This is a genomic window from Roseateles sp. GW821-FHT09G03 (assembly GCF_059416045.1).
On record NZ_JBWKOK010000002.1, the window covers coordinates 401,833 to 423,515 of the forward strand.

The window sequence follows — 21,683 nt, forward strand, 5'->3', positions numbered from 1 at the left end:
CCGAGATCATCGCGGAGTTGCACGGGGCTCCGCGCCGGCCAGTTCGCGAAGGTAGCGCAAGCCGTCGGCGGCGCGTGGGCCGTACCAACTGATCAGTTCCCCATCGACCAGCCGCACCCGGGCGTTCGGGCAGAGCGCCTGCGCTTCGGCCAGATGCTCCTCGCCGAAACGGTAGGGCTCCGAACTGAGCAGCAACTCGTCGATCTCCGCCAGCCAGGGCTCGTCGCCCGCCACGACCGGATAGCGCGCTGCGCCATGCGGACCGCCGTCGACCGGCGGCCACGTCTGCCATCCCACCTCGGCGAGCATGCGCGCGATGTAGGTGTCGCGCGCCACCGTCATCCACGGCGCGCGCCAGATCAGGTAAAGAACGCGGGGCCTCCTCGCCTGTGCCAAGGAACGATCGGCGAGGAAGGACCGGCAGGCGGCCAACTCCTCGTGCAACCGGGCCGCGAGACGTTCGGCCCGGTCACGCAGTTCAGGGACATCCGGCAGCGCCCCTTCGAGGTAGGAAATTTCGTCCGGCGGAATGACTTTTCTGCCGGAGGGTTCAGACCTGACCCCCAGTTCGGCGGCAAAAACCTCCACCATGTCCACGACCTGCGCGATGAGGGCGAGGTTGTCTTCCGGCCCACAGGGGTGCGTCACCACCAAATGGGGGATGAACGTGCGCAAGGCCTGGACCGTTTCGAGGCGGTTCTCGTCCACGTTGACGATCACATGGCTGGGGGCCAGCGCCCGCAGCTTCCGGAGGTTGACGTCCTTCGTCCCGCCGATCTTTGATATTGCTGACACCGCCGGCGCGGGATGAATGCAAAAACCGGTGCGGCCGACGATCCAAGGGCCCAATCCGAGTGCGAACAGCAGTTCCGTCACGGAGGGAACCAGCGAGACGATGCGCAGCCGCGGTGCGGCCGGGACCTCGTCCTGAAGTGGGAGTGGCGGTGCGATGGGCGACACGTTGTGCGATTTCAGCAGGGTTGCATCCGCATAGTGGAAAACACCAAGGCGAGATGGAGCGAGTCAGGAGTCTGATTTGCCCCACCAAGACGTTGGAGGCGGAGATTGTTGAGCGCCTCTGGCACTGCTCGGGGTTTGCGCGCATAAGCTGAAAAACAACAACCAGCTTGACGCGTTGCGAACCGCCAATCCTGTCACACATAATCGGATCGCCTGAATGCAGCGCCTTCGTATGAGTGGTTCACGATGGGTTGAAGCAGCACATTGGGTTATTTGGTTTTGAAAGGGCTTCCCCCATGGGAAACAAGCTATACGTGGGCAACCTCGCTTACAGCGTGCGAGACGAGTCGCTCCAGGAGGCATTCGCGCCATTCGGCACCGTCATTTCCGCCAAGGTCATGATGGATCGTGAGACCGGACGTTCCAAGGGCTTCGGCTTCGTGGAAATGTCGACGGACGATGAAGCGCAGGCTGCCATCAACGGCATGAACGGTCAGGCCCTCGACGGCCGCGCGATCGTCGTCAACGTGGCTCGTCCGCGTGAAGACCGTCCGGGCGGCGGTGGCGGCTTCGGCGGCGGCGGTGGCCGCAGCGGTGGTGGCGGCTTCGGCGGCGGCGGTGGCCGCAGCGGTGGCGGCGGCTACGGCGGCGGTGGTGGCGGCGGCTACGGTGGTGGCGGCGGCGGTGGTCGCAGTGGCGGCGGCGGCGGTTACGGCGGTGGCCGTAGCGGCGGCGGCGGTTACGGCGGCGGCGGCGGTGGCGGCTACGGTGGTGGCGGCGGCGGCAGCTACGGCGGCGGTCGCGGCGGCTACTGAGCCACGCACGGCAGGCGGGTCGATCCCGCCTCGCAATGAAAAAGGCGCTCCTCGGAGCGCCTTTTCTTTTGGTGATCAGCCCCTCTTGCTCCCTCTCCCGCTTGCGGGAGAGGGCAGGGGTGAGGGACAGCGGCCGTGGCAGTGCGCCAGGGTCAGGTCTCGCCCTGACGATGCTTGCGCGGACGCCCCGCCAGCAGCCGGTCGAAAACCGCGCCCGGCAGCACCCGCATGACGCGCGCCACGACGCCCATCTGCCACGGAATGAAGCGCACGCGCGCGCCCGCCGCGATGGCCGCATAGGCCTTGCGCGCGAAGTCTTCGGGCTGCATCAGGAAGGGCATGCCATACCGGTTCTCGCGGGTCAGCGGAGTATCGACATACCCCGGCGCAATCGTCACGACCTTGACGCCATCCGGCCGACATTCCCCGCGCAGGCTCTCGCAATAACTGAAGACCGCGGCCTTGCTGGAACAGTAAGCGCCGTGTCCCGGCAACCCGCGGATCCCTGCGACGCTGGCGATGCCGACCAGCGTGCCGCTGCGGCGCGCCCGCATCGGGCCGACGAAGGGATGGAAGGTCGCGGCCAGTCCGATGTTGTTGGTCGCGTAGAGGCGTTGCATCACGGCCAGGTCCTCGTAGATCGCCGTGTCCATGCCGATGCTGATGCCGGCGTTGGCGATGACGACGTCGGGCAGGCCCTGCTCGGCGATGCAACGGCGACCGGTGGCCGCGATGGCTTCCACGTCGCTGACGTCGGCGCGGTACACGCGCCAGCGGGACGGTTCCAGGCGTTGCTGCTCGGCCCAGGCGCTCAATTCCTCGACGCGGCGCGCGACCAGCGCGAGGTTCCAGCCCTCGCGGTAGTACTGCAGCGCGAGCGCCTGACCGATGCCGCTGGAGGCACCGGTGATGTAGACAAGTGGGGTCATGGCTTGCTGCTGAAGGTCGCCGTGCCGGAAGCCGCCGTGGCAGGTCTGGCAGCCGGCTTGGCGGCAGCAGGACCGGCAGCAGGACCGGCGGCCTTCGCGGGCTGCAGGGACGGCCGCACGCCGGGTTGCGCGGCAAAGGTCGCGCGACCGCCGCCGCTGAAGGTGAGGCGTCCGGTCAGCTGGTCGTAGACGAAGCTCTTCACCTGCATCTCGCCGCCCATGCCGACGACCCGCGCCGGCAGGTGCGAACGGATCTGCTGCTGCGGCACGAAAGCGTGCAGGAACTCGCCGTAGAGCTCCAGGTCCGGCGGTTGCGCCGTGTCCCCGTTGGGATAGCGCTTGACCTTCACGTCGCCGAGCAGCTGCACTTCGCTGCCGTCGCCGTTGGACACGCCGCGCTGCGCGTCCGCGACCAGCAGCTCGTCGAGCTTGCCGTAGGCGCGCAGCTGCGGGCTGTCGATCTCGAGCGTGTCGTTGTCCGGGTAATGGCGCATCTCGGTGCCGATGATCCGGCCGGTCAGCCGGCCGTCGCTGCTGAAGCGCTGCACCTCGAAGCCGTTCATCCGGTAGTCCGGCTCATGCTTGGGCGCGGTCTTCTCACGCGGCGCCTCGAGCTGCGGCGTGTTCTTGATGAGCCACCAGGTGAAGCCCGCCAGCATCGCCATCAGCAGCAGCGGCACGTAGTTGGCCAGCATCGACTGCAGGCGCCACAGCAGCGGCTGCGCGCGGCGGCGCGGGGCGGTCGGCGGCGGAACGAGAGCCGCCATCAGTGCCCGCTCCCGTCCAGGGTCTCGAGGTGGCCGTGCAGCAGCTTCGCGTACTGGCCGGCCGCCATCAGCAGCAGGTCGCAGAACTCGCGCGCGGCACCGTGGCCGCCGGCTGCGGCGGTGACGTGATGCGCCACCGCCTTCACCTCGGCATGGGCCTGCGCCGGTGCGCACGCGAAGCCGGCGCGCACCATCAGCGGCAGGTCGGGCCAGTCGTCGCCGATCGCGGCGACCTCATCCCAGTGCAGACCCAGTTGATCGAGCAGCGGCTGCGCCGCGGCCAGCTTGTTCTTCGCGCCGTAGACCGCGTGCGGCAGGCCGAGGTCGGCCACCCGGCGCCGCACCGCCGGCGAGTCCCGGCCGGTGATGACGATGGGGACGATGCCGCCCTGCGCCAGCAGCTTCATGCCGTGGCCGTCGAGCGTGGCGAAGGCCTTGATGGTCTCGCCGGCCTCGCTCAGGTAGATGCGGCCATCGGTGAGCACGCCGTCGACATCGAAGATGGCGGCCTTGAGGCCGAGCGCCGGCCCCTGCGCCTTCAGCAGCAGTTCGGGCGGGAAGGACAGGGCGGGCTTGAGTTCACGCACCACGGCCGGCATCGCCGCCGCCGGGTTGCCCGGGGTGTAGGAAGGCGTGCCGCTCATCAGATCACCTTCGCGCGCATCAGGTCGTTGATGCTGATCGCGCCGACGAGGCGCTGCTCGTCGTCGACCGCGAGGACCAGCGTGATGCGCGCCTGCTCCATCAGGTCGGCCGCGACGACGGCCAGCGCGTCGGCGGCCACCGTGCGCGGATTCGGATGCATCACCTGCCCGGCGGTCAGGCCGCGCAGGTCGGTGCCGCGTTCGATCAGGCGGCGCAGGTCGCCGTCGGTGAAGATGCCGCCGACCTTGCCGTCGGCATCGGCCAGCACCGCGCATCCCAGGCCCTTGTCGGACATCACCCGCATCATGTCGAGCAGCGGCATCTCCGCGCTCACGCGCGGCAGCGAATCGCCGCTGCGCATCAGGTCGCGGACATGCGTCAGCAGACGGCGGCCCAGCGAGCCGCCCGGATGCGAGCGGGCGAAGTCCTCGGCGCGGAAGCCGCGGGCGTCGAGCAGCGCCACGGCCAGCGCGTCGCCGAGCGCGATCTGCGCGGTGGTGCTCGCCGTCGGCGCGAGGTTGAGGGGACAGGCCTCCTGCTCGACCCGCGAGTCCAGCACGAAGTTCGAATGCTTGGCCAGCGACGACGACAGTCCGCCGGTCATGCCGATCAGCGTGACGCCCAGGCGCTTGAGCACCGGGATGATGGCGTTGAGCTCATCGCTCTCGCCGGAGTTGGACAGCGCCAGCACGATGTCGCCGGGGGTGACCATGCCGAGGTCGCCATGGCTGGCTTCGCCCGGATGGACGAAGAAGGCCGGCGTGCCCGTGGACGCGAGCGTGGCGGCGATCTTGCGGCCCACGTGGCCGCTCTTGCCCATGCCCATCACGACCACGCGGCCGGTGCTGTCAAGGATCGTCCGGACCACCTGCTCGAACGATTCGCCGAGGCGCGGACCGAGCGCGAGCAGCGCGTCGGCCTCGACTTTCAAGGCCGCGCGGGCCACGTCGAGCGCGCGGGAATGGGTGAGGGCGGCATGGGTCGTCATAAGGGCGAAAGTGTAGCCGCCGGGGTCGATTCAGTCCGGCGCCGGACCGAGCCGCATCGCCACGCCGAAGCCCCCGTCCACGGGAGGCAGGCGCAGGTCGCCGCCATGGGCGCGCGCCACCAAGTCGGCCATCATCAGGCCCAGGCCCATGCGGCCTTCGTACTGTTGACGCTCCAGTGCGTCGTTGAGGTCCACCCGCTGCCAATCGGCCGTTCCTTCGCCGTTGTCCGTGAGTTGCAGCAGGAGGCCGCCGTCGGGCTGGCGGTGCAGGCGCAACTGCACGCGCGAGGCGCCGTGGCGCCAGGCGTTGTCGATCAGGTTGATCAGCGCGGCGGCAAGCAGGTCGGGGTCGGCGTCGATACCTGCCTCGTCCTCCGGCAGGTCCAGCGCGAGGCCGTCCGGCAGCGGCAGCAGCGACAGCAGCTCGATCAGATCCAGGCGTTGCCAGCGCAGGCTCATGCCGGTGCGGAACAGCGTCAGCAACGCGGTCACGACGCGGCGCAGCCGGTCGGCGGCCTCGCGCGTGCGCTGCAGCCGGGCCCGTGATTCGGGCGGGGCCTCGCGCAGCGCCATCGCGAGCTGCGCGTCCATGCCCGCGAGCGGGGTGCGCAGCGCATGGGCCGCATGCGCGCTGAAAGCACGCTCGTTGGCCACGCGCTGCGCCAGCCGCTGTCCGAGGTCGAGCACCGCGGCGCGGATGCCGGCCAGTTCCTGCCGGTGCTGCTCCGGCAACAGCTGGCGCGTGTCGAGCGGGTCGTAGTCGGCGAGCGCGCCGGACAGCTCGGCCAGCGGCGCCAGCTCGGCCCGCGCGCGCCGGTTCATCCACATCATGCAGAGCCCGCCGACCAGCAGCGCCGAGAGGGCGCTCGCCAAGCCGACGCGGCTGCGCACTTCCTTCCGCTCGGCGCTGGTCTGCGCCACCATCAGCCAGCCCGGCCCGGCGACCGTGGACAGCGGACGCACGTGGACGCGCCAGTCATCGCCGTCGGTGCCATCGTCCTGCCAGTCGCTGAAGCCGGGCGGCAGCTTCCAGGCATTCACCGGCGCGAGCGGCGAGCGATGCAGCAGCGCGCCGTCCGACCCGACGAGCTGCCAGGCGAAATGGGTGCTGAGATCGTCGTTGTCGGCGATCTCGGCCGGCATCGCGCTGCCCTGGCGCAGCAACTGTCCGAGCACCTGCGAAGACGCCTGCAGCGTCTCGTCGAGCAACTCGTCCACCTCCTCCTGCACGACCAGCCAGACGCTGACGCCGGCCAGCAGCGCCCAGAAGGCGGAGATCATCAGGAGCTGGCGCGCCAGGCGGCCGGCGATGGAGGGGCGGCGCGGGCCCGCGGGCACATGCACGGTCACGCGGCCTCCGGCCCGAGGCGATAGCCCAGGCCCCGGACGGTCTCGATCAATTCGCGGCCGAGCTTGCGGCGCAGGCTCGACACGTGGACCTCCAGCGCGTTGCTCAGGACTTCGGCGTCGTCGCCGAGGACCTGCAGTTCGAGATCGCGCTTCGGGTACAGCCGGCCGGCGCGTTGCGCCAGCGCCTCCAGCACGGCCCATTCGCGGGCGGTCAACTCGACCGCCTGGCCGTCCCGCGTCGCGCGCTTGGCCGCGAGGTCGAGCACGACATCGCCGTACCGCCGCTGCGAACTGCTCGCCCCTACATGGCGGCGGCTGACCGCGCGCAGGCGGGCGGCGAGTTCCTCCGGCGCAAAGGGCTTGACCAGGTAGTCGTCGGCGCCGCTGTCCAGCCCCTGCAGGCGGTCGGCGAGCAGGTCCCGGGCGGTCAGCATCAAGGCCGGCGTCGACACGCCGCGCTGGCGCAGTCCGCGCAGCCAGTCCAGGCCCGAGCCGTCGGGGAGTTGCCAGTCGACCAGCAGCGCCTCGAATTCCTCGTGCTGGCGGGGCAGCACCTCGGACAGGCGCCGGGCCCAGGTCACCGTGTGGCCCTCGGCGCGCAGGAAGTCGCGCAGGGCCTCGCCGAGGAGTTCGTCGTCTTCGAGGAGCAGCAGTCGCATGGCAGTGGCAGCGGCCTGTCGGGCCGGATCGTCGAGACGGGAAGATAGCAGCCGTCGACACACTGCGCGAGCGCCCGACCCGGCGTGCGAAGCGTCGCGGGTCTTCAGCCGGCCTTCAGCTTGGCTTCAGGGCGACTTCAGCGCCGGAGCGCCCACTGCACCCCGTGAAGCCGCATCCCCTGTCCTCCCTCCAGCTCGGCGCCGGTTCGACCGCGTCGCCGGTCCTGTCGCCCGTCGGGGCGATGTCGCTCCCGGCGCTGCGGCGCGGATGGCTCGTGGCGATGGCCGGGCTGGCGGCGCTGCTGCTGTGGGACCTGGCCGGGTGGGACCTGGCCGTCGTGCGGCTGTTCGCCGATGCGCACGGCTTCGCGCTGCGCGACCACTGGATGACCTCGGGCCTGCTGCATCAAGGCGGTCGCTGGGTGGCCACCGGACTGGCCGTGATGCTGGTGATCAATGCCGTCCGGCCGCTGTGGCCCGGACTCACGCGCCGCGAGCGCTGGGGCGCGGTGGCGCTCACGGCGGTCAGCCTGATCGTCATCCCGCTGATGAAGCAGGGCAGCACGACGAGCTGCCCCTGGGACCTGGCCGAGTTCGGCGGCGTGGCGCACTATGTCTCGCACTGGCGCTTCGGCCTGCGGGACGGTGGTCCTGGCCATTGCTTCCCCTCGGGACATGCGAGTTCCGCCTTCGCCTTCTTCAGCCTGTTCTTCATGCTGCGGCGGGCCTATCCGCGGCAGGCCCGGGTCGCGCTCGGCGCGGTGGTGTCCCTGGGCGTACTCTATGGCTTCGCCCAGATGGCGCGCGGCGCGCACTACCCGAGCCACACGATGTGGACCGCCTGGATCTGCTGGACGCTCGCGGTCGTCGCGGCGCCCTGGCTGCGAGCCCGCGACGCCGACGCGGGTACATGACGGATTCATCGTCCTGACGATCCCGGCCTCCCAGAATCGTTGCTCCTGCAACCGACTCTGGAGAGATGCGATGGGCAAGAAACTGCTGCTGCTGGCCGGCAACTACGTCGAGGACTACGAGCTGATGGTGCCGTTCCAGGCGCTGCAGGCGGTGGGACACCAGGTCCATGCGATCTGCCCCGGCAAGAAGGCCGGGGACTTCGTCCTGACGGCGATCCACGACTTCGAAGGCGCGCAGACCTATTCCGAGAAGCCGGGTCACCGCTTCACCTTGAACGCGAGCTTCGACGACATCAAGCCGCAGGACTACGACGCGCTCGTGATCCCCGGCGGCCGGGCGCCGGAGTACCTGCGCACGATGCCGGGCGTGCTCCCGCTGGTGCAGCACTTCTCGCAGGCCGACAAGCCCATCGCGGCGATCTGCCACGGCGCGCAGCTGCTGGCCGCGGCCGGCATCATCCGGGGCAAGAAGGTCTCGGCCTATCCCGCCTGCGCGGCGGAAGTCGAGCTGGCCGGCGCCAGCTTCGCCGACATCCCGGTCGACCAGGCGGTCACCGACGGCAAGCTCGTCACCGCGCCGGCCTGGCCCGCGCATCCCGCGTGGATTGCGCAGTTCCTCGTGGTGCTCGGCACGAAGATCACGCACTGACAACGAAAAACGGGCGCCGAGGCGCCCGTTCGTACCGTAACCGCGAGAAACCGCGGGCGATGACTCAGGGATACAGGCCGCGCTCCTCGCGCGCTTCCAGCACCCGCGTGCAGGCCACCGTGAACGCCGCCGTGCGCAGCGGGATCTTGTGGTGCTCAGCCGTATCCCAGATGCCCTTGAACGCGCCGACCAGGATCTTGTCCAGGCGGACGTTGATCTCGTCCTCGGTCCAGAAGAACGACGAGAAGTCCTGCACCCACTCGAAGTAGGACACGGTCACGCCGCCCGCGTTGGCGATCACGTCGGGGACGACGATGATGCCGCGGTCCGCCAGCACGGCGTCGCCGTCCGGCGTCGTCGGGCCGTTAGCGCCTTCGATGACGACCCGGGTCTGCACGCGCTTGGCGCGCTCGCCGGTGATCTGGCCTTCCAGGGCGGCCGGGATCAGAATGTCCGACTTCACGTCCCAGAAGTTCTCGTTGTCGATGCGGTCGGCGCCCTTGAAGCCGCCCACGCCGCCGGTGCGGGCCACGTGGTCCAGCAGGTCGGTCATGTCCAGGCCGTTCTCGTTCAGGATGGTGCCGGTGTGGTCCTGCACCGCGACGACGATCGCGCCGTTGGCGGCGAACATCTTGGCAGCCACGGAACCCACGTTGCCGAAGCCCTGCACGGCGACACGCGCGCCTTCCAGGTTCACGTTCAAGCGGCGCATCGCCTCGCGACCCACCACGAACACGCCGCGGCCGGTGGCGGCCACGCGGCCGAGCGAACCGCCCAGCGCGATCGGCTTGCCGGTGACGACGCCGGTGGCGGTCGCGCCGACGTTCATCGAGTACGTGTCCATCATCCAGGCCATGATCTGGCCGTTGGTGTTCACGTCAGGCGCGGGGATGTCCTGCGTCGGGCCGATGATCATGCCGATCTCGCTGGTGTAGCGGCGGGTGACCTTCTCCAGCTCCTTCATCGACAGCGTCTTCGGGTCCAGGCGGATGCCGCCCTTCGCGCCGCCGTAGGGCAGGTTGACCGCGGCGTTCTTGACCGTCATCCAGGCCGACAGCGCCATCACTTCTTCCAGCGTGACGTCCGGGTGGTAGCGCACGCCGCCCTTGCCGGGGCCGCGGGTCAGGCTGTGCTGGACACGGTAGCCCTCGAAGTGGGCGATGGTGCCGTTGTCGAGTTCGATGGGGATGTCCACGATCAGCGCGCGCTTGGGGCGGCGCAGCGTTTCCACCCAGCGGGCCAGCTTGCCCAGATAGGGCTCGACGGCGTCGATCTGGGACAGGTAGGTGCCCCAGGGACTGTTGCGCGTGGGGGAAACGAAAGACAGGTTGGGCATGAAATGCTCCGTAACTTTTCGGTGGCGCGAACGGTACCCCGAAGCCCTGCCCGTCCGCCACGTGCGGCAAAGCCGAGTGCACATGCGGGCATGCGCCCCATGCATAAGGCGGCTAGTTTGCGCCCGGGACATGACCAAAGCCAAGCCACTTCCGGCGTGGACGCGCCATGCCCGCGCCACGCCTTCGTCACGCGCGCCCCATGAAAAACAGGCCCCGCTGGGCCTGTTTTTCGCACGACGTCACGACGCCGTGAGGGGGTCGGCCAGGGCTCAGCCCTTGACCGCGGCGCGGAACTCCGCGTCGTCGAGCAGCTTGCCGATCAGCGTCTTGTAGAGCGCGCCGTACTGGTTGATCGCCAGCGGGATGGCGGTCGCGCCGACGAAGCTCGACTCCCAGCTCGACTCGGCGGCCAGTTCCTTGTCGAAGACCTTCTGGCCGTTGCGCTTGACGACGAAGCGCGCGGCCAGGCGGCCGGTGCCGGTGCCGATGGCGGCGTCGACGCGGCTGTCGGTCAGCTCGCCCTCGATCACGACCGGGCTGGCCGCGTCGAGCAGGCCCGCGCCCTTCAGTTCGGCGGCGAGTTCATCGCGCAGCTGGCCGGAGAAGGTGCCGGCGGACGGCTGCATCGACGAGCCGCGCAGGCCGCCGAGCTCGGTGTCCATGCCGGCCGGCTTGCCGGCGGCGAGCTTGAAGGTGCCCACCTGCGAGGGCGCGGCCTTGGCGGCGCGCAGCTTCTCGACGTTGGCGGCACTGGACGACGGCGCGGGCATCTTGGCGGTCACGCAGGCGGTCAGTGCGGCGGTGGCGGCCAGCACCATGGTCAGGCGGGCGGCGCGGATCAGGAACGAGGTCATGGGAGTGCTTTCTCGAAACTCGAAATGAGGAATGGAACCTGGACGGAGGGAGGAGCTGCGCGAGCGGGCAGACCGCGGCGATCAGCCGCGATCCGCAGCGATCAGCGGAACGTCGGATCGCGCGTCACGTCGTTCAGCACGTTGCTGACGACCTGGCGGGAGATGCGGGTCATGGCGGCGTCGATGCTGTCGGCCTTGGTCGCGCCCTCGGGCGACGACTTGGCGCCGACGGTGGCCCACAGGATTCCGCGGGACTGCTTGACGACAGGCTCGGCGGCGCCGGGCGCGCGATAGGTCGCGGTGCAGAGATAGCCGTCGCCGACCTGCGAGCCGACCAGGCCGAAGGTCAGCCCGGTGACGAAACCCTTGCTGAACGCGTCGTCGGACGTGGGCACGTTGTCCAGCACGATGCTGAGCGAGGCGCCGCCGTCGACGGGCGTCTCGGACACGGTGCTGAAGACTCCGCTGGTGCGGACCTGGTCCGTGATGCGGCCCTTCAGCAGGGCGGTGGCCTGCTGGTTCTGCACGCCCTTGGTCTGGAATTCGAAGAACAGCTGGACCGGTTTCGGTTCGGCGGGTTTGGCGAACTGGCTGGACGGAACTTCCGCCGGCCGGTTGTCGACATAGACACTCATGCAGCCGGTCAGGCTGATGGCGAGCGCGAAAGCGCCCAGCACGCGCGCCAGGCTGGCGCCGCGGACGATGGCAGTCATGCGTGGATCTCCCTCGTGAAACGCGTCCGATCTGTGTATGGAATGCGACGGACGTCGTACTGCAAACTATATCCAGCCTTTGCCTTGTCGCATCCGGGGCCACCCGGGGTGGGGGGCCAGTACCATCGCCGCCATGCTCACCGCGCTGGACCTGACCCTCATCTACCTGATCGCCGCCGTGCTGGGCGTGGTGGTCTGCCGCTCGCTGAAGCTGCCGCCGATCCTGGGTTATCTGGTCGTGGGCGTGGTGATCGGCCCGAATGCGCTGGCGCTCGCCAGCGACGTGCCCGGCGTGCAGCATCTGGCTGAGTTCGGCGTGGTGTTCCTGATGTTCGTGATCGGCCTGGAGTTCAACCTCCCGAAGCTGCACAGCATGCGCTCGATGGTGTTCGGGCTCGGGCTGCTGCAGGTGGTCGTGACCATCGGCGGGACGATGCTGGGGAATGTCTTCCTCCGCTGGCTGTTCGGGATGCTGGGCTGGGCCTGGGATCTGGGATGGCAGGGATCGCTGGCGCTCGGGGCGGCGATGGCGATGAGCTCCACGGCCATCGTCGTGAAGCTGATGTCCGAACGGCTGGAGCTGGAGAGCGAACACGGCCGGCGCGTGATCGGCGTGCTGCTGTTCCAGGATCTGGCCGTCGTGCCGCTGCTGGTGCTGATCCCGGCACTGGGCGGGAGCGGCGCCGAGATGATCGAATCGCTCGGTTGGGCCGCGCTGAAGGCGGTGGTGCTGCTGGTGCTGCTGCTCACCGGCGGCCAGCACCTGATGCGCCGCTGGCTGACGCTGGTGGCGCGGCGCAAGAGCCAGGAGCTCTTCATGCTGAACCTGCTGCTGGTCACGCTGGGCCTGGCCTGGCTGACCGAGCATGCGGGGCTGTCGCTGGCGCTGGGGGCGTTCGTCGCCGGCATGCTGATCGCGGAGACCGAATACAAGCATCAGGTGGAGCTGGACATCCGGCCCTTCCACGATGTGCTGCTCGGGCTCTTCTTCATCACCATCGGCATGCGCCTGGACTGGCAGACGCTGGTCTACCAATGGCCGCTGGTGATCATCCTGACGCTGGTGCCGACGCTGGCGAAGTTCGTGCTGGTGGCGGGACTGGCGAAGCTGTTCCGCGCGCCGACCGGCGTCGCGCTGCGCACCGGCCTGTACCTGGCGCAGGCGGGAGAATTCGGCTTCGTGCTGCTGACGCTGGGCGCGCAGCAGAACCTGATCGCCGCGCAGTGGGTCAGCCCGGTGCTGGCGGCGATGGTGCTGTCGATGCTGCTGACGCCGATCATCATCGAACACAGCAACCGCATCGTCATGAAGCTGTCTGCGAGCGACTGGCTGCTGCAGTCCGTGCAGCTGACGACGATCGCGAAGAAGTCGATCAAGACCGATGCGCACGTGATCATCTGCGGCTACGGCCGCAGCGGGCAGAACCTGGCGACGCTGCTGGAGACGGAGCACATCCCCTACATGGCGCTGGACCTGGATCCGGACCGCGTGCGGCAGGCGGCCGCGGCGGGCAAGAGCGTCGTGTTCGGGGACGCGGCGCGGCTGCCCAGCCTGATCGCCGCGGGCCTGACGCGGGCGAGCGCGGTGGTCATCTCGTACCACGACACGCCGTCGGCGCTGAAGGTGCTGCATGAGGTCCGCGGCCACGCGCCGCATGTGCCGGTGGTGGTGCGGACGATCGACGACACCGACCTCGAGAAGCTGCGCGCCGCCGGCGCGACCGAAGTGGTGCCGGAAGCGATCGAAGGCTCGCTGATGCTCGCGAGTCATGCGCTCGCGCTCGTCGGCGTGCCGATGCGCCGCGTGCTGCGCATCGCGCGGGACGCGCGGGACCGTCGCTATGGATTGCTGCGCGGCTACTTCCACGGCGCGGACGACGACACCTCCGAGGAACGCGATCAGGCCAGGCTCCAGTCCATCAGCCTGCCGATGGCCAGCATCCTGGAAGGGCGCACGCTCGGGGAGATCGGGTTGCCGGCGTGGGGCGTCAGCGTGGTGTCCGTGCGGCGGCCCAACGGGGCGGTGAAGGACGCGAGCGATGACCTGGTGCTTCAGGGCGGCGACACGCTCGTCGTGTCAGGGACGCCGGAAGCGCTCGCGCGGGCTGAGCATGGGTTGCTGGTGGGCTGAAGGCCGCTTCCCCTGCGTTGATCGGGGCGTTGGCCGCGAGGGCATGGGGCCCCGGAGGCGAGCTCCGAAACCCCATGCCCTCCCGTCCCCAACCACTGCCGTCCTTCGACGGTTTTGCTACCGAGGACTTCGGAGGAAGGCCATCTGCCGTTCGCCGAGTGCTTCGGACATCACGCCCGGCATCAGCAGGCGCGAACCCTCGTGGCTCAGATGGCCCTGGTCCCGGTAGAGCGGCACGCCGTCGCGCTCGACCTGGCACGTCGTGCCGTCACACAGCAAGGGCTCGAAACGCAGCACGGGCAGACGCGCGTCCGACTTCGCCAGGTCGGCGATGAAGCGGTGCTCGGCGGCGCGCCGGCGTTCGTCGTCCTTCTCGTCGATCACGCATCCCGGCGTCGCGCCGATCGTCCAGCGATGCGCCTGACGACGTTCAAGGCACCCCGCGATGTCGAAGGGCGCCGACGGCGGCGGCGCCACCACCATCACCCGCTTGCCCATCGCGCGCAGCCGTTTCACGGTCGCGGTCATGTCATCGAGCAGCGCAGCACGCATCGCTGTCTCGCCTCGCAGACGCTCGCCGGCGCGCGTGCGTTGAAGCTCGTACTTCGAGTCGTCCAGGTACTGCGTCAGCAGGCTCGACAGGACCACGGTGTCGATCTCCGGATGCCGCTCCAGCCAGCGCAGCACCGACGCGTTGAAGGCCTGGCACTGCTCGATCCACGGCGAGGCGAAGCTGTTGCCCCGACCGAGTTCCGGCCGCACCGGCGTCAGGCCGGGGAAGGGTCCGCACGAGGACTTCGTCGCCTGCACCAGACCCTGATCGCTGGCCACGCGGACAAGTCCCGGCACCAGGTGCATCGCGTAGGAATCGCCCCAGACCATCCACCGCGCGCCGGGACGGGTGCGACAGTCCTCGCGGCCGTCGAAGGGCTCCTCGGCATCGCAGTTGGCGGACAGTCCGTAGTTGGCTTTGCGCAGCTCGACGAAGTCGATCGAGCCCGGCGCGGGCTTGTGCAGCGCCAGCACGACGCCGCCAAGCGCAATCGCCGCCGTGCCGGTGCCCAGGATCAGCGCGCCGCGTCGGCCGGTGAGGAGGGCCTTGGCGGGCCGTTCAACGGTGCGATGCAATGCCCACGCCAGAGGGAATGCCAGCAGCACAGCGCCAAGGCGCCAGGCCATCAAGGCATGCGGATCGGCCTTCAGTCCGACCCACGCGTTGTGAAGGATCGCGATCAGCGGCCAGTGCACAAGGTACAGCGCATAGGACCAATCGCCGATGCGGATCAGCGGAGCCGCCACGCGCGGCAGTCCGGCGGGCTCGCGCAGCAGCAGGACCAGCGTCGCGAGTCCGACGGTCAACGCGGCCGGCCCGGGATGCGCGGCACCGAGCCACTGCGGCGCGATCGGCACGACGAGGATCAGCGCCCAGGCCGGCCATGCGAGCCATCGCAGCGCCCGTTGCACCGAACCTGCGCCCGCCGCACTGCCCATCAACGCGCCGATCGATCCGAGGCCCAGTTCCCACGCACGGGTCGGCAGCAGGTAGAACGCGCCGCTCGCATCGAACGGCTGCCACCACATCAGCAATGCGAGGCTGGCCGCGGTGACAAGGATCGCGACGCCGGCCCGCAGGCGCGCGGGACTGAAGGCCAACAACGCGGGCAGCACGAGGTAGTACTGCTCCTCCAGCGCCAGGGACCAGAAGTGCAGCAGCGGCTTGAGGTCGGATGCGCCCTGGAAGTAGCCCGTCTGCCGCCACAGCACGACGTTGTTCGCGAAGCCCAGCGCACCGAGCAGCTGGCCGACGAAGTCGATCTGCTCGCTGCGGTTGAGCGCCCATGGCGCCGCGAGCAAGGTCGCACCGAGCACGACGTACGCGGCCGGCAGCAGTCGTCGCGCACGGCGTCCGTAGAAGGCGCGGAAGGAGAAGTCGCCGCGCTGCAGCGCGCGCTGGATCAGCCCGGTGATCAGGTAGCCGGAGATGACGAAGAAGATGTCGACGCCGAGGTAGCCGCCCGATGCGCCCGGGATCTGCGCGTGATACAGCAGCACCCACAACACGGCGATCGCGCGCAAGGCCTGGATGTCATCGCGCAGCGGGACCTCGCCGGCCGCATGAGGGCCGTGAGGGCGATGGAAAGGCATCGGGGAAGGGCTTGTCACCAAGGCGTCAGAAGGGCGGCGGGAAGAAGAGAATTGGAGATGCCGCATCGCGCGGCGGGCGAATTGTGACCCCGCGCGAAGGCCTGCCGCCTGCGTGACAGTGCGCCCTTCGCCGTTGCGCCACACTGCCTGCCATGTTGGACACCCTGCCCCGCAGCCCGCAACGCCGTCGCATCTACCTGATGCGCCATGGCGCGGTGACCTACTTCGATGGCTCGACCGGTCGCCCGGTGCTGCCCGAACAGGTGCGGCTCAACGACGACGGCATCGCGCAGGCGCAAGCCGCCGGCGAGGCCTTCCGCGCCGCGGGCGTCCGCTTCGATCGCGCGATCGTCTCGGGCCTGCCGCGCACCGTCGAGACCGCGGACCTGGTGCTGCGGCATTCCGGACAGAGCGATTTGAGGCCTCAGACCTGGCCCGAATGGCAGGAGATCCGGGGCGGCCGTCTCGGCGAGATCGCAGACAAGGACCTGGATCAAGCCTTCAACGGACTGCAACGCAGTCCGGTCGCGGAGTCGCAACGTTTCCTCAACGGCGAGAGCGTCGGCGAGCTGCTCGACCGCGTGCTCGGCGGCGTCGCGCGCCTGCAGGCCGATCCCGACTGGGACTGCGCGCTGCTGGTGCTGCACGGCGTCGTCAATGCGGCCATCCTCTCGCACGCGGTGACCGGCGGCCAGCGCGTGATGCTGGGCAGCTGGGTCCAGTCGCCGGCCTGCATCAATGTGCTGGACGTGGCGCCGCCGACCGGGGACGCCCCGGCCAGTTGGCTGCTGCGCGTCTGCAATTTCGCCCCGTCGCATCCGCTGCATGCGGACGAGCGGGCCACCACGATGGAAGCGCTGTACGCGCAGTACCTCCGCTATCGCAGCCAACGCGGCTGAAGGACCTCCCCATGAACTTCGACTACAGCCCCAAGGTTGAACAGCTGCGCGAACGCCTGCTCGCGTTCTTCGACGAGCACATCTATCCCAACGAGAAGCGCTATCACGAGGAGATCGATGCCAACCGCCGCAACGGCAACGCGTGGATCCCGACGAAGGTGATCGAGGAGCTCAAGCCCAAGGCCCGCGCCGCCGGGCTGTGGAACCTGTTCCTGCCCCGCTCGCCGCGCGCGCCGGAAGGGCTGTCCAACCTCGAGTACGCGCCGCTGTGCGAGATCATGGGCCGCGTGTACTGGGCGCCCGAGGTCTTCAACTGCTCGGCGCCGGACACCGGCAACATGGAGACCATCGAGCGCTACGGCAGCGAGGCCCACAAGGACCGCTGGCTGGAGCCGCTGCTGCGCGGCGAGATCCGTTCCGCCTTCCTGATGACGGAGCCGGACGTGGCCTCGTCGGACGCGACCAACATCCAGTGCCGCATCGACCGCGACGGCGACGAGTACGTCATCAACGGCACGAAGTGGTGGTCGTCGGGCGCCGGCGATCCGCGCTGCGCGCTGTACATCGTGATGGGCAAGACCAACCCCGACGCGGGCCGCCATGAGCAGCAGTCGATGGTGCTGGTGCCGGCGAACACGCCGGGCCTCACGATCAAGCGCCACCTGAGCGTCTTCGGCTACGACGACGCGCCGCACGGCCACATGGAGATCGAGCTGAAGAACGTGCGCGTGCCGGTGGACAACATCCTGCTGGGCGAGGGCCGCGGCTTCGAGATCGCGCAGGGCCGCCTCGGCCCGGGACGCATCCACCACTGCATGCGCTCGATCGGCGCGGCGGAGCGGGCCCTCGAGCTGATGTGCAAGCGGGCGATCTCGCGGGTCGCCTTCGGCAAGACGATCGCGCAGCAGACCGTCACGCAGGAACGCATCGCCGAGGCGCGCTGCAGCATCGAGCAGGCCCGGCTGCTGACGCTGAAGGCCGCCTACATGATGGACACCGTCGGCAACAAGGTCGCGAAGGCCGAGATCGCGATGATCAAGATCGTCGCGCCCAGCATGGCGCTGAAGGTCATCGACTGGGCGATGCAGGTCCACGGCGGCATGGGCGTCAGCGACGACACGCCGCTGGCCTACATGTGGGCGGGTCAGCGCACGCTGCGCTTCGCGGACGGCCCGGACGAGGTCCATCGCAACTCCCTGGCGAAGCTGGAGCTCGCCCGTCACATGACGCTCCCCAACGCCGGCGACATGCCGATCACCCGCGGCGGCTGAGCCTTCCGTACACCGTCACGCACAAAGCGTGGCATCACACCAACGGGGGGACGTCGCAGGAACCTGCTTCTCCCCCCGTAGAGCGGTTTCCATTGCGGAGCGCGGTGGCTAGGATCAGCCACCCTTTTTCCGGGCGCCCTCAGCAGCGCCGCTCCCGCGATGAACCGATTCGCCGAAGTCCGCACCTGGCCGCTGCTCGCGTTCGCGCTGCTGGTCGGCCTGCAGGCCATCGTGCTGACGGTGAGCCTCGGCGGCATGGCGGTGGATGGCTGGCTGGCCTGGCTGGGGATGGCCTCGCTGGTGCTGACGGTGCTGCTGGCGGTGGCGGTCGTGTCGACGCTGGCGCGCACGCAAGCCCGGGCGAAGCTGGCGCAGCGCACGATGGAGGAAGCCATCGACGCGCTGCCGGCCAGCGTGGAGATCTTCGACGCCGAGGACCGCCTGATCGCCTACAACAAGCGCCTGGTCGAGATCTATCCGCACATGCTGCGGCACTTCCAGCACAAGTGCACCTTCGAGGACCTCGTGCGCGAGTCGCTCGCGCGCGGCGGCATCCCCGAGGCCCGCGGACGGGAGCCCGAGTGGCTGGAGGAGCGCAAGCAGGCGCGCGGCAAGCAGGTGTCGCCGCTGCTGCAGCGCGTGCACGACGACATGTGGTTGCGCATCTACGAGTCCCGCACCCCGTCGGGCGGCATCGTCGGCGTGCGCATGGACGTGACAGACCTGATCCACGAGCAGCAGCGGCTGGCGGCCAGCCGGGCGCAGTTGCGGGCGACGATCGAATCGGCGGCCAACGGGATCCTGACGCTCGATTCGGGCGGGCATGTGCTGGAGGCCAACCCGAGTTGCGAGCTGCTGTTCGGCTTCACCGCAGCGGAGCTGCAGGGCGTGCACCTCGGCATGCTGCTGGGCGCGGCCACTGCGACGGTGCCCGAGCCCGGCGCAACGCCGGACGCGACGCTGGACCCGCGTGCGCTGCTGGGCCAGCCGCGCGAGTTCACGGCGCGGCATCGCAGCGGCGAGGCGCTGCACCTGCAATTGGCGCTCGCCGAGGTGCGCACCGACACGATCCACCTGTACGTCTGCATCGTCACCGACCTCACCGAGCGCAAGCGCCAGGAGGAGCGCCTGCGTCGCGCGAATGAGCTGCTCGCCCGGCAGTCGACGACGGACGGCCTGACCGGCGTGGGCAACCGGCGACTCTTCGACCAGCTGCTGCAGACGGAATGGCACCGCGCCACGCGTGCCAACCGTCCGCTGGCGCTGCTGATGGTCGACATCGACCACTTCAAGCAATACAACGACTGCTACGGCCATGTCTCCGGCGACGACTGCCTGCGCCGTGTCGCGACCTTGCTGCGCAGCTGTGCGGGCCGGGGTGGCGAGTCGGTCTGCCGCTACGGCGGCGAGGAATTCGCGGTGCTGCTGGTCGACACCGACCTGGCCGGCGCACAAGTGGTGGCCCAGCGCTGCCTGGACAGCGTGAGACTGGCCGCGATCGAGCATGTGGGATCGCCGGTGAGACGCTCGGTGAGCCTGTCGATCGGGGTGGCGTCCTTCATCCCCCAGAACGGCGACGCAGCACAACGCCTGATCCAGACGGCGGATGCGGCGCTCTACGAGGCCAAGCAGGCCGGCAGGGCGCGGCTGATCTGCCAGCAGCAGACGGCCTGAACCACCGGCGCGACCGGCAGCGCGACAATCACGCCCATGCCACACGCCGATCCCACCCTGGACCCGATCCAGTTCCTGAAGCAGCAGATCCGTACCGTGTCGGACTGGCCGTCAGCGGGTGTGCAGTTCCGCGACATCACGCCGCTGCTGTCGAACCCCCGGGCGTTCCGCGTGCTGATCGACCAGTTCGTGCATCGCTACTTCGACGCCCGTCCCGATGCGATCGCGGGCTTGGATGCGCGCGGATTCATCATCGGATCCGTGCTCGCGTATGAGTTGAATGTCGGTTTCGTGCCGATCCGAAAGAAGGGCAAGCTGCCGTTCACGACGGTGCAGGAGACCTACGCGCTGGAGTACGGCAGCGCCACCGTGGAGATGCACACCGATGCGGTGAAGGCCGGCGACCGCGTGCTGCTGATCGACGACCTGATCGCGACCGGCGGCACGATGATGGCCGGCAAGCGCTTGCTGGAGCGACTCGGCGCCGAGGTCATCGAAGGTGCGGCGATCGTGGATCTGCCGGAACTCGGTGGCTCAAAGCGCCTGCGCGACGGGGGCTTGAAGGTGTTCTCGCTGATCGAGTTCGAAGGGCATTGAGCCCGGTCACTTCCCGATGCAGAACCTGCTGAAGATCTCCCCCAGCAGGTCGTCGGCGGTGAAGGCCCCGGTGATCTCGCCGAGCGCGTCATGCGCGAGGCGCAATTCCTCCGCCATCAGGTCCAGTGCCGGCGGCAGCGCCTCGGCCTGAAGGAGGGCCAGCTCGATGTGCTCGCGTGTCCGGCGCAGCGCCTGCACGTGGCGTTCGCGGGCGATGAAGAGCCCTTCGGGCACCGCGTGCCAGCCGACCTGCTCCAACAGCTTGCGCCGCAGCCCATCCAGGCCCTCGCCTGTCTTCGCGGACAAGGTCAGCGCGCCTGCCGGCAATGACGCCGGCGCGTGCGCATCGGCCTTGTTGTAGATCTGCAGGATCCGCGCTGGATCGACACTTGCAAGGCGCGCGCGGATCTCGGCGTCCTCGGACTCGTAGTCCGCATGGCCGACACGTGTCAGGTCGTGCAGGAACAGCACCACGTCCGCATCCGCGATCGCATCCCAGCTGCGCGCCACGCCGATGCGTTCGACTTCGTCCTCCGTGTCCCGCAGGCCGGCCGTGTCGCTGATGTGCAGCGGCACCCCCTCGATCTGGATCGTCTGGCTCAGCTTGTCCCGCGTGGTGCCGGGAATCGGCGTCACGATCGCGAGTTCGGCACCGGCGAGCGCATTCAGCAGCGAGCTCTTGCCGACATTCGGCTGCCCCGCCAGCACGACCTTGATGCCCTCGCGCAGGATGGCGCCCTGCCGGCTGCGGTCGAGCAAGGCTTCCACCCGCACCAGCAATCGCCGCAGCTTGCCCAGCGCATCGGCTTGTTCGAGGAAATCGATTTCTTCCTCGGGGAAATCCAACGTTGCCTCAACGAGCATGCGCAGCTGGATCAGTCCATCGCGCAGGCCGCCGACCTCGCCGCTCAACGCCCCCGCCAGCGCACGCCCGGCGCTGCGGGCAGCGGCTTCGGTGCTGGCATCGATCAGGTCGGCGACAGCCTCGGCCTGCGCCAAGTCCAGCTTGCCGTTGAGGAACGCGCGTCGCGTGAATTCGCCAGGCTCGGCCAAGCGCATCCGCAGCGCAGGATCGGCTTCCAGGCATCGTGCCAGCAGCAGCTGCAAGACCACCGGGCCGCCGTGAGCCTGGAGCTCCAGCACGTGCTCGCCGGTGTACGAATGCGGCGCCGGGAACAGCAGCGCCAGGCCGTGATCGATCGCCTCGCCCTGCGCGCTGCGGAACGGCAGATAGGTCGCCTCGCGCGGCTTCAGCGCGCGGCCGCAGATCGCCGTCACCAGCGGGGTCAGGTCTTGAGGTGCGGACACCCGCACGATGCCGACCGCCCCTCTTCCTGGCGCGGTGGCGATGGCGGCGATGGGGTCCTGGTGGCGCGACAGCATGGG

20 protein-coding genes are annotated in these 21,683 nt (G+C 69.2%); 8 read left to right on the forward strand and 12 right to left on the reverse strand.

From position 1 onward, the window contains the following. Positions 1-6: 6 nt before the first annotated feature. Positions 7-951 (reverse strand): helical backbone metal receptor, encoded by a 945-nt coding sequence (locus tag AC07OZ_RS08970; RefSeq protein WP_495467354.1) that lies wholly within the window; start codon positions 949-951, stop codon positions 7-9. A gap of 305 nt (positions 952-1,256) precedes the next feature. On the opposite strand from AC07OZ_RS08970, the gene rbp reads away from it, so the two are divergent. Further along, complete coding sequence (gene rbp, locus AC07OZ_RS08975; RefSeq protein ID WP_067280428.1) at positions 1,257-1,775, forward strand: RNA-binding regulator; 519 nt, start codon at positions 1,257-1,259, stop codon at positions 1,773-1,775. Positions 1,776-1,927: 152 nt separating this feature from the next. Here rbp and AC07OZ_RS08980 read toward each other — a convergent pair whose 3' ends face one another. Genes AC07OZ_RS08980 through AC07OZ_RS09005 form a run of 6 tightly spaced genes read right to left on the reverse strand, consistent with a single transcriptional unit; the run spans position 1,928 to position 7,113 of the window. Next, positions 1,928-2,704 (reverse strand): SDR family oxidoreductase, encoded by a 777-nt coding sequence (locus AC07OZ_RS08980; RefSeq protein WP_495466808.1) that lies wholly within the window; start codon positions 2,702-2,704, stop codon positions 1,928-1,930. Next, the gene (lptC, locus tag AC07OZ_RS08985; RefSeq protein ID WP_495466809.1) at positions 2,701-3,471 is read right to left on the reverse strand and encodes an LPS export ABC transporter periplasmic protein LptC; all 771 of its coding nucleotides are present in this window, start codon (positions 3,469-3,471) and stop codon (positions 2,701-2,703) included. The genes AC07OZ_RS08980 and lptC overlap by 4 nt, the downstream gene beginning before the upstream one ends. Further along, on the reverse strand, positions 3,471-4,070 hold the full coding sequence (locus tag AC07OZ_RS08990) for a KdsC family phosphatase (RefSeq protein WP_495467355.1): 600 nt from the start codon (positions 4,068-4,070) through the stop codon (positions 3,471-3,473). Before AC07OZ_RS08990 ends, lptC begins: the two co-directional genes overlap by 1 nt. Before the next feature lie 44 nt (positions 4,071-4,114). Beyond that, the gene (locus AC07OZ_RS08995) at positions 4,115-5,104 is read right to left on the reverse strand and encodes a KpsF/GutQ family sugar-phosphate isomerase (protein ID WP_495466810.1); all 990 of its coding nucleotides are present in this window, start codon (positions 5,102-5,104) and stop codon (positions 4,115-4,117) included. A gap of 30 nt (positions 5,105-5,134) precedes the next feature. Then, positions 5,135-6,454, reverse strand: coding sequence for a sensor histidine kinase (locus AC07OZ_RS09000; RefSeq protein ID WP_495466811.1), 1,320 nt, complete (start codon positions 6,452-6,454; stop codon positions 5,135-5,137). Then, positions 6,451-7,113 (reverse strand): response regulator transcription factor, encoded by a 663-nt coding sequence (locus AC07OZ_RS09005; RefSeq protein WP_495466812.1) that lies wholly within the window; start codon positions 7,111-7,113, stop codon positions 6,451-6,453. The genes AC07OZ_RS09000 and AC07OZ_RS09005 overlap by 4 nt, the downstream gene beginning before the upstream one ends. 164 nt (positions 7,114-7,277) lie before the next feature. On the opposite strand from AC07OZ_RS09005, the gene AC07OZ_RS09010 reads away from it, so the two are divergent. Together AC07OZ_RS09010 and AC07OZ_RS09015 are read left to right on the forward strand one after the other, a co-directional pair. After that, the gene (locus AC07OZ_RS09010; protein WP_495466813.1) at positions 7,278-8,027 is read left to right on the forward strand and encodes a phosphatase PAP2 family protein; all 750 of its coding nucleotides are present in this window, start codon (positions 7,278-7,280) and stop codon (positions 8,025-8,027) included. A gap of 70 nt (positions 8,028-8,097) precedes the next feature. Continuing rightward, positions 8,098-8,676, forward strand: coding sequence for a DJ-1/PfpI family protein (locus tag AC07OZ_RS09015; protein ID WP_495466814.1), 579 nt, complete (start codon positions 8,098-8,100; stop codon positions 8,674-8,676). 64 nt (positions 8,677-8,740) lie between these two features. Here the strand turns inward: AC07OZ_RS09015 and AC07OZ_RS09020 are convergent, their stop codons facing one another. The 3 genes from AC07OZ_RS09020 to AC07OZ_RS09030 all read right to left on the reverse strand — a co-directional run bounded on the left by AC07OZ_RS09020 (position 8,741) and on the right by AC07OZ_RS09030 (position 11,580). Then, a complete protein-coding gene (locus AC07OZ_RS09020) occupies positions 8,741-10,012 on the reverse strand; it encodes a Glu/Leu/Phe/Val family dehydrogenase (protein ID WP_495466815.1) in 1,272 nt (423 codons plus the stop codon). A gap of 270 nt (positions 10,013-10,282) precedes the next feature. Then, positions 10,283-10,867 carry a hypothetical protein gene (locus AC07OZ_RS09025; protein ID WP_495466816.1) on the reverse strand — a complete coding sequence of 195 codons (585 nt, stop codon included), beginning with the start codon at positions 10,865-10,867 and terminating at the stop codon, positions 10,283-10,285. 101 nt (positions 10,868-10,968) lie between these two features. Continuing rightward, positions 10,969-11,580: a hypothetical protein gene (locus tag AC07OZ_RS09030; protein WP_495466817.1), complete on the reverse strand. Its 612-nt coding sequence runs from the start codon at positions 11,578-11,580 to the stop codon at positions 10,969-10,971. A 133-nt stretch (positions 11,581-11,713) separates the two neighbouring features. Here AC07OZ_RS09030 and AC07OZ_RS09035 point away from each other — a divergent pair, with 133 nt between their 5' ends. After that, positions 11,714-13,711 (forward strand): monovalent cation:proton antiporter family protein, encoded by a 1,998-nt coding sequence (locus AC07OZ_RS09035; RefSeq protein WP_495466818.1) that lies wholly within the window; start codon positions 11,714-11,716, stop codon positions 13,709-13,711. Positions 13,712-13,828: 117 nt separating this feature from the next. Here AC07OZ_RS09035 and AC07OZ_RS09040 read toward each other — a convergent pair whose 3' ends face one another. Then, the gene (locus AC07OZ_RS09040; RefSeq protein ID WP_495466819.1) at positions 13,829-15,856 is read right to left on the reverse strand and encodes an acyltransferase family protein; all 2,028 of its coding nucleotides are present in this window, start codon (positions 15,854-15,856) and stop codon (positions 13,829-13,831) included. Between the two features lie 152 nt (positions 15,857-16,008). Between AC07OZ_RS09040 and AC07OZ_RS09045 the strand changes: the two genes are divergently transcribed. The 4 genes from AC07OZ_RS09045 (at position 16,009) to AC07OZ_RS09060 (ending at position 20,297) form a co-directional block, all read left to right on the forward strand. Then, entirely contained in the window at positions 16,009-16,755 is a 747-nt protein-coding gene (locus tag AC07OZ_RS09045; RefSeq protein WP_495466820.1) for a histidine phosphatase family protein, read from the forward strand. A gap of 11 nt (positions 16,756-16,766) precedes the next feature. Next, entirely contained in the window at positions 16,767-18,026 is a 1,260-nt protein-coding gene (locus tag AC07OZ_RS09050) for an acyl-CoA dehydrogenase family protein (RefSeq protein ID WP_495466821.1), read from the forward strand. 159 nt (positions 18,027-18,185) lie between these two features. Next, complete coding sequence (locus AC07OZ_RS09055; protein ID WP_495466822.1) at positions 18,186-19,700, forward strand: sensor domain-containing diguanylate cyclase; 1,515 nt, start codon at positions 18,186-18,188, stop codon at positions 19,698-19,700. Between the two features lie 36 nt (positions 19,701-19,736). Continuing rightward, positions 19,737-20,297 (forward strand): adenine phosphoribosyltransferase, encoded by a 561-nt coding sequence (locus AC07OZ_RS09060; protein WP_495466823.1) that lies wholly within the window; start codon positions 19,737-19,739, stop codon positions 20,295-20,297. Between the two features lie 6 nt (positions 20,298-20,303). Here the strand turns inward: AC07OZ_RS09060 and mnmE are convergent, their stop codons facing one another. Next, positions 20,304-21,680 carry a tRNA uridine-5-carboxymethylaminomethyl(34) synthesis GTPase MnmE gene (mnmE, locus tag AC07OZ_RS09065; protein ID WP_495466824.1) on the reverse strand — a complete coding sequence of 459 codons (1,377 nt, stop codon included), beginning with the start codon at positions 21,678-21,680 and terminating at the stop codon, positions 20,304-20,306. Positions 21,681-21,683: the final 3 nt, after the last annotated feature.

Excerpts from the sequence above, each read along its gene's own strand:
- rbp (WP_067280428.1), top strand. The coding sequence starts at position 1,257 with ATGGGAAACAAGCTATACGTGGGCAACCTCGCTTACAGCGTGCGAGAC.
- AC07OZ_RS08980 (WP_495466808.1), bottom strand. The coding sequence starts at position 2,704 with ATGACCCCACTTGTCTACATCACCGGTGCCTCCAGCGGCATCGGTCAG.
- lptC (WP_495466809.1), bottom strand. The coding sequence starts at position 3,471 with ATGGCGGCTCTCGTTCCGCCGCCGACCGCCCCGCGCCGCCGCGCGCAG.
- AC07OZ_RS08990 (WP_495467355.1), bottom strand. The coding sequence starts at position 4,070 with ATGCCGGCCGTGGTGCGTGAACTCAAGCCCGCCCTGTCCTTCCCGCCC.
- AC07OZ_RS08995 (WP_495466810.1), bottom strand. The coding sequence starts at position 5,104 with ATGACGACCCATGCCGCCCTCACCCATTCCCGCGCGCTCGACGTGGCC.
- AC07OZ_RS09005 (WP_495466812.1), bottom strand. The coding sequence starts at position 7,113 with ATGCGACTGCTGCTCCTCGAAGACGACGAACTCCTCGGCGAGGCCCTG.
- AC07OZ_RS09015 (WP_495466814.1), top strand. The coding sequence starts at position 8,098 with ATGGGCAAGAAACTGCTGCTGCTGGCCGGCAACTACGTCGAGGACTAC.
- AC07OZ_RS09020 (WP_495466815.1), bottom strand. The coding sequence starts at position 10,012 with ATGCCCAACCTGTCTTTCGTTTCCCCCACGCGCAACAGTCCCTGGGGC.
- AC07OZ_RS09025 (WP_495466816.1), bottom strand. The coding sequence starts at position 10,867 with ATGACCTCGTTCCTGATCCGCGCCGCCCGCCTGACCATGGTGCTGGCC.
- AC07OZ_RS09030 (WP_495466817.1), bottom strand. The coding sequence starts at position 11,580 with ATGACTGCCATCGTCCGCGGCGCCAGCCTGGCGCGCGTGCTGGGCGCT.
- AC07OZ_RS09035 (WP_495466818.1), top strand. The coding sequence starts at position 11,714 with ATGCTCACCGCGCTGGACCTGACCCTCATCTACCTGATCGCCGCCGTG.
- AC07OZ_RS09040 (WP_495466819.1), bottom strand. The coding sequence starts at position 15,856 with ATGCCTTTCCATCGCCCTCACGGCCCTCATGCGGCCGGCGAGGTCCCG.
- AC07OZ_RS09045 (WP_495466820.1), top strand. The coding sequence starts at position 16,009 with ATGTTGGACACCCTGCCCCGCAGCCCGCAACGCCGTCGCATCTACCTG.
- AC07OZ_RS09050 (WP_495466821.1), top strand. The coding sequence starts at position 16,767 with ATGAACTTCGACTACAGCCCCAAGGTTGAACAGCTGCGCGAACGCCTG.
- AC07OZ_RS09055 (WP_495466822.1), top strand. The coding sequence starts at position 18,186 with ATGAACCGATTCGCCGAAGTCCGCACCTGGCCGCTGCTCGCGTTCGCG.
- AC07OZ_RS09060 (WP_495466823.1), top strand. The coding sequence starts at position 19,737 with ATGCCACACGCCGATCCCACCCTGGACCCGATCCAGTTCCTGAAGCAG.
- mnmE (WP_495466824.1), bottom strand. The coding sequence starts at position 21,680 with ATGCTGTCGCGCCACCAGGACCCCATCGCCGCCATCGCCACCGCGCCA.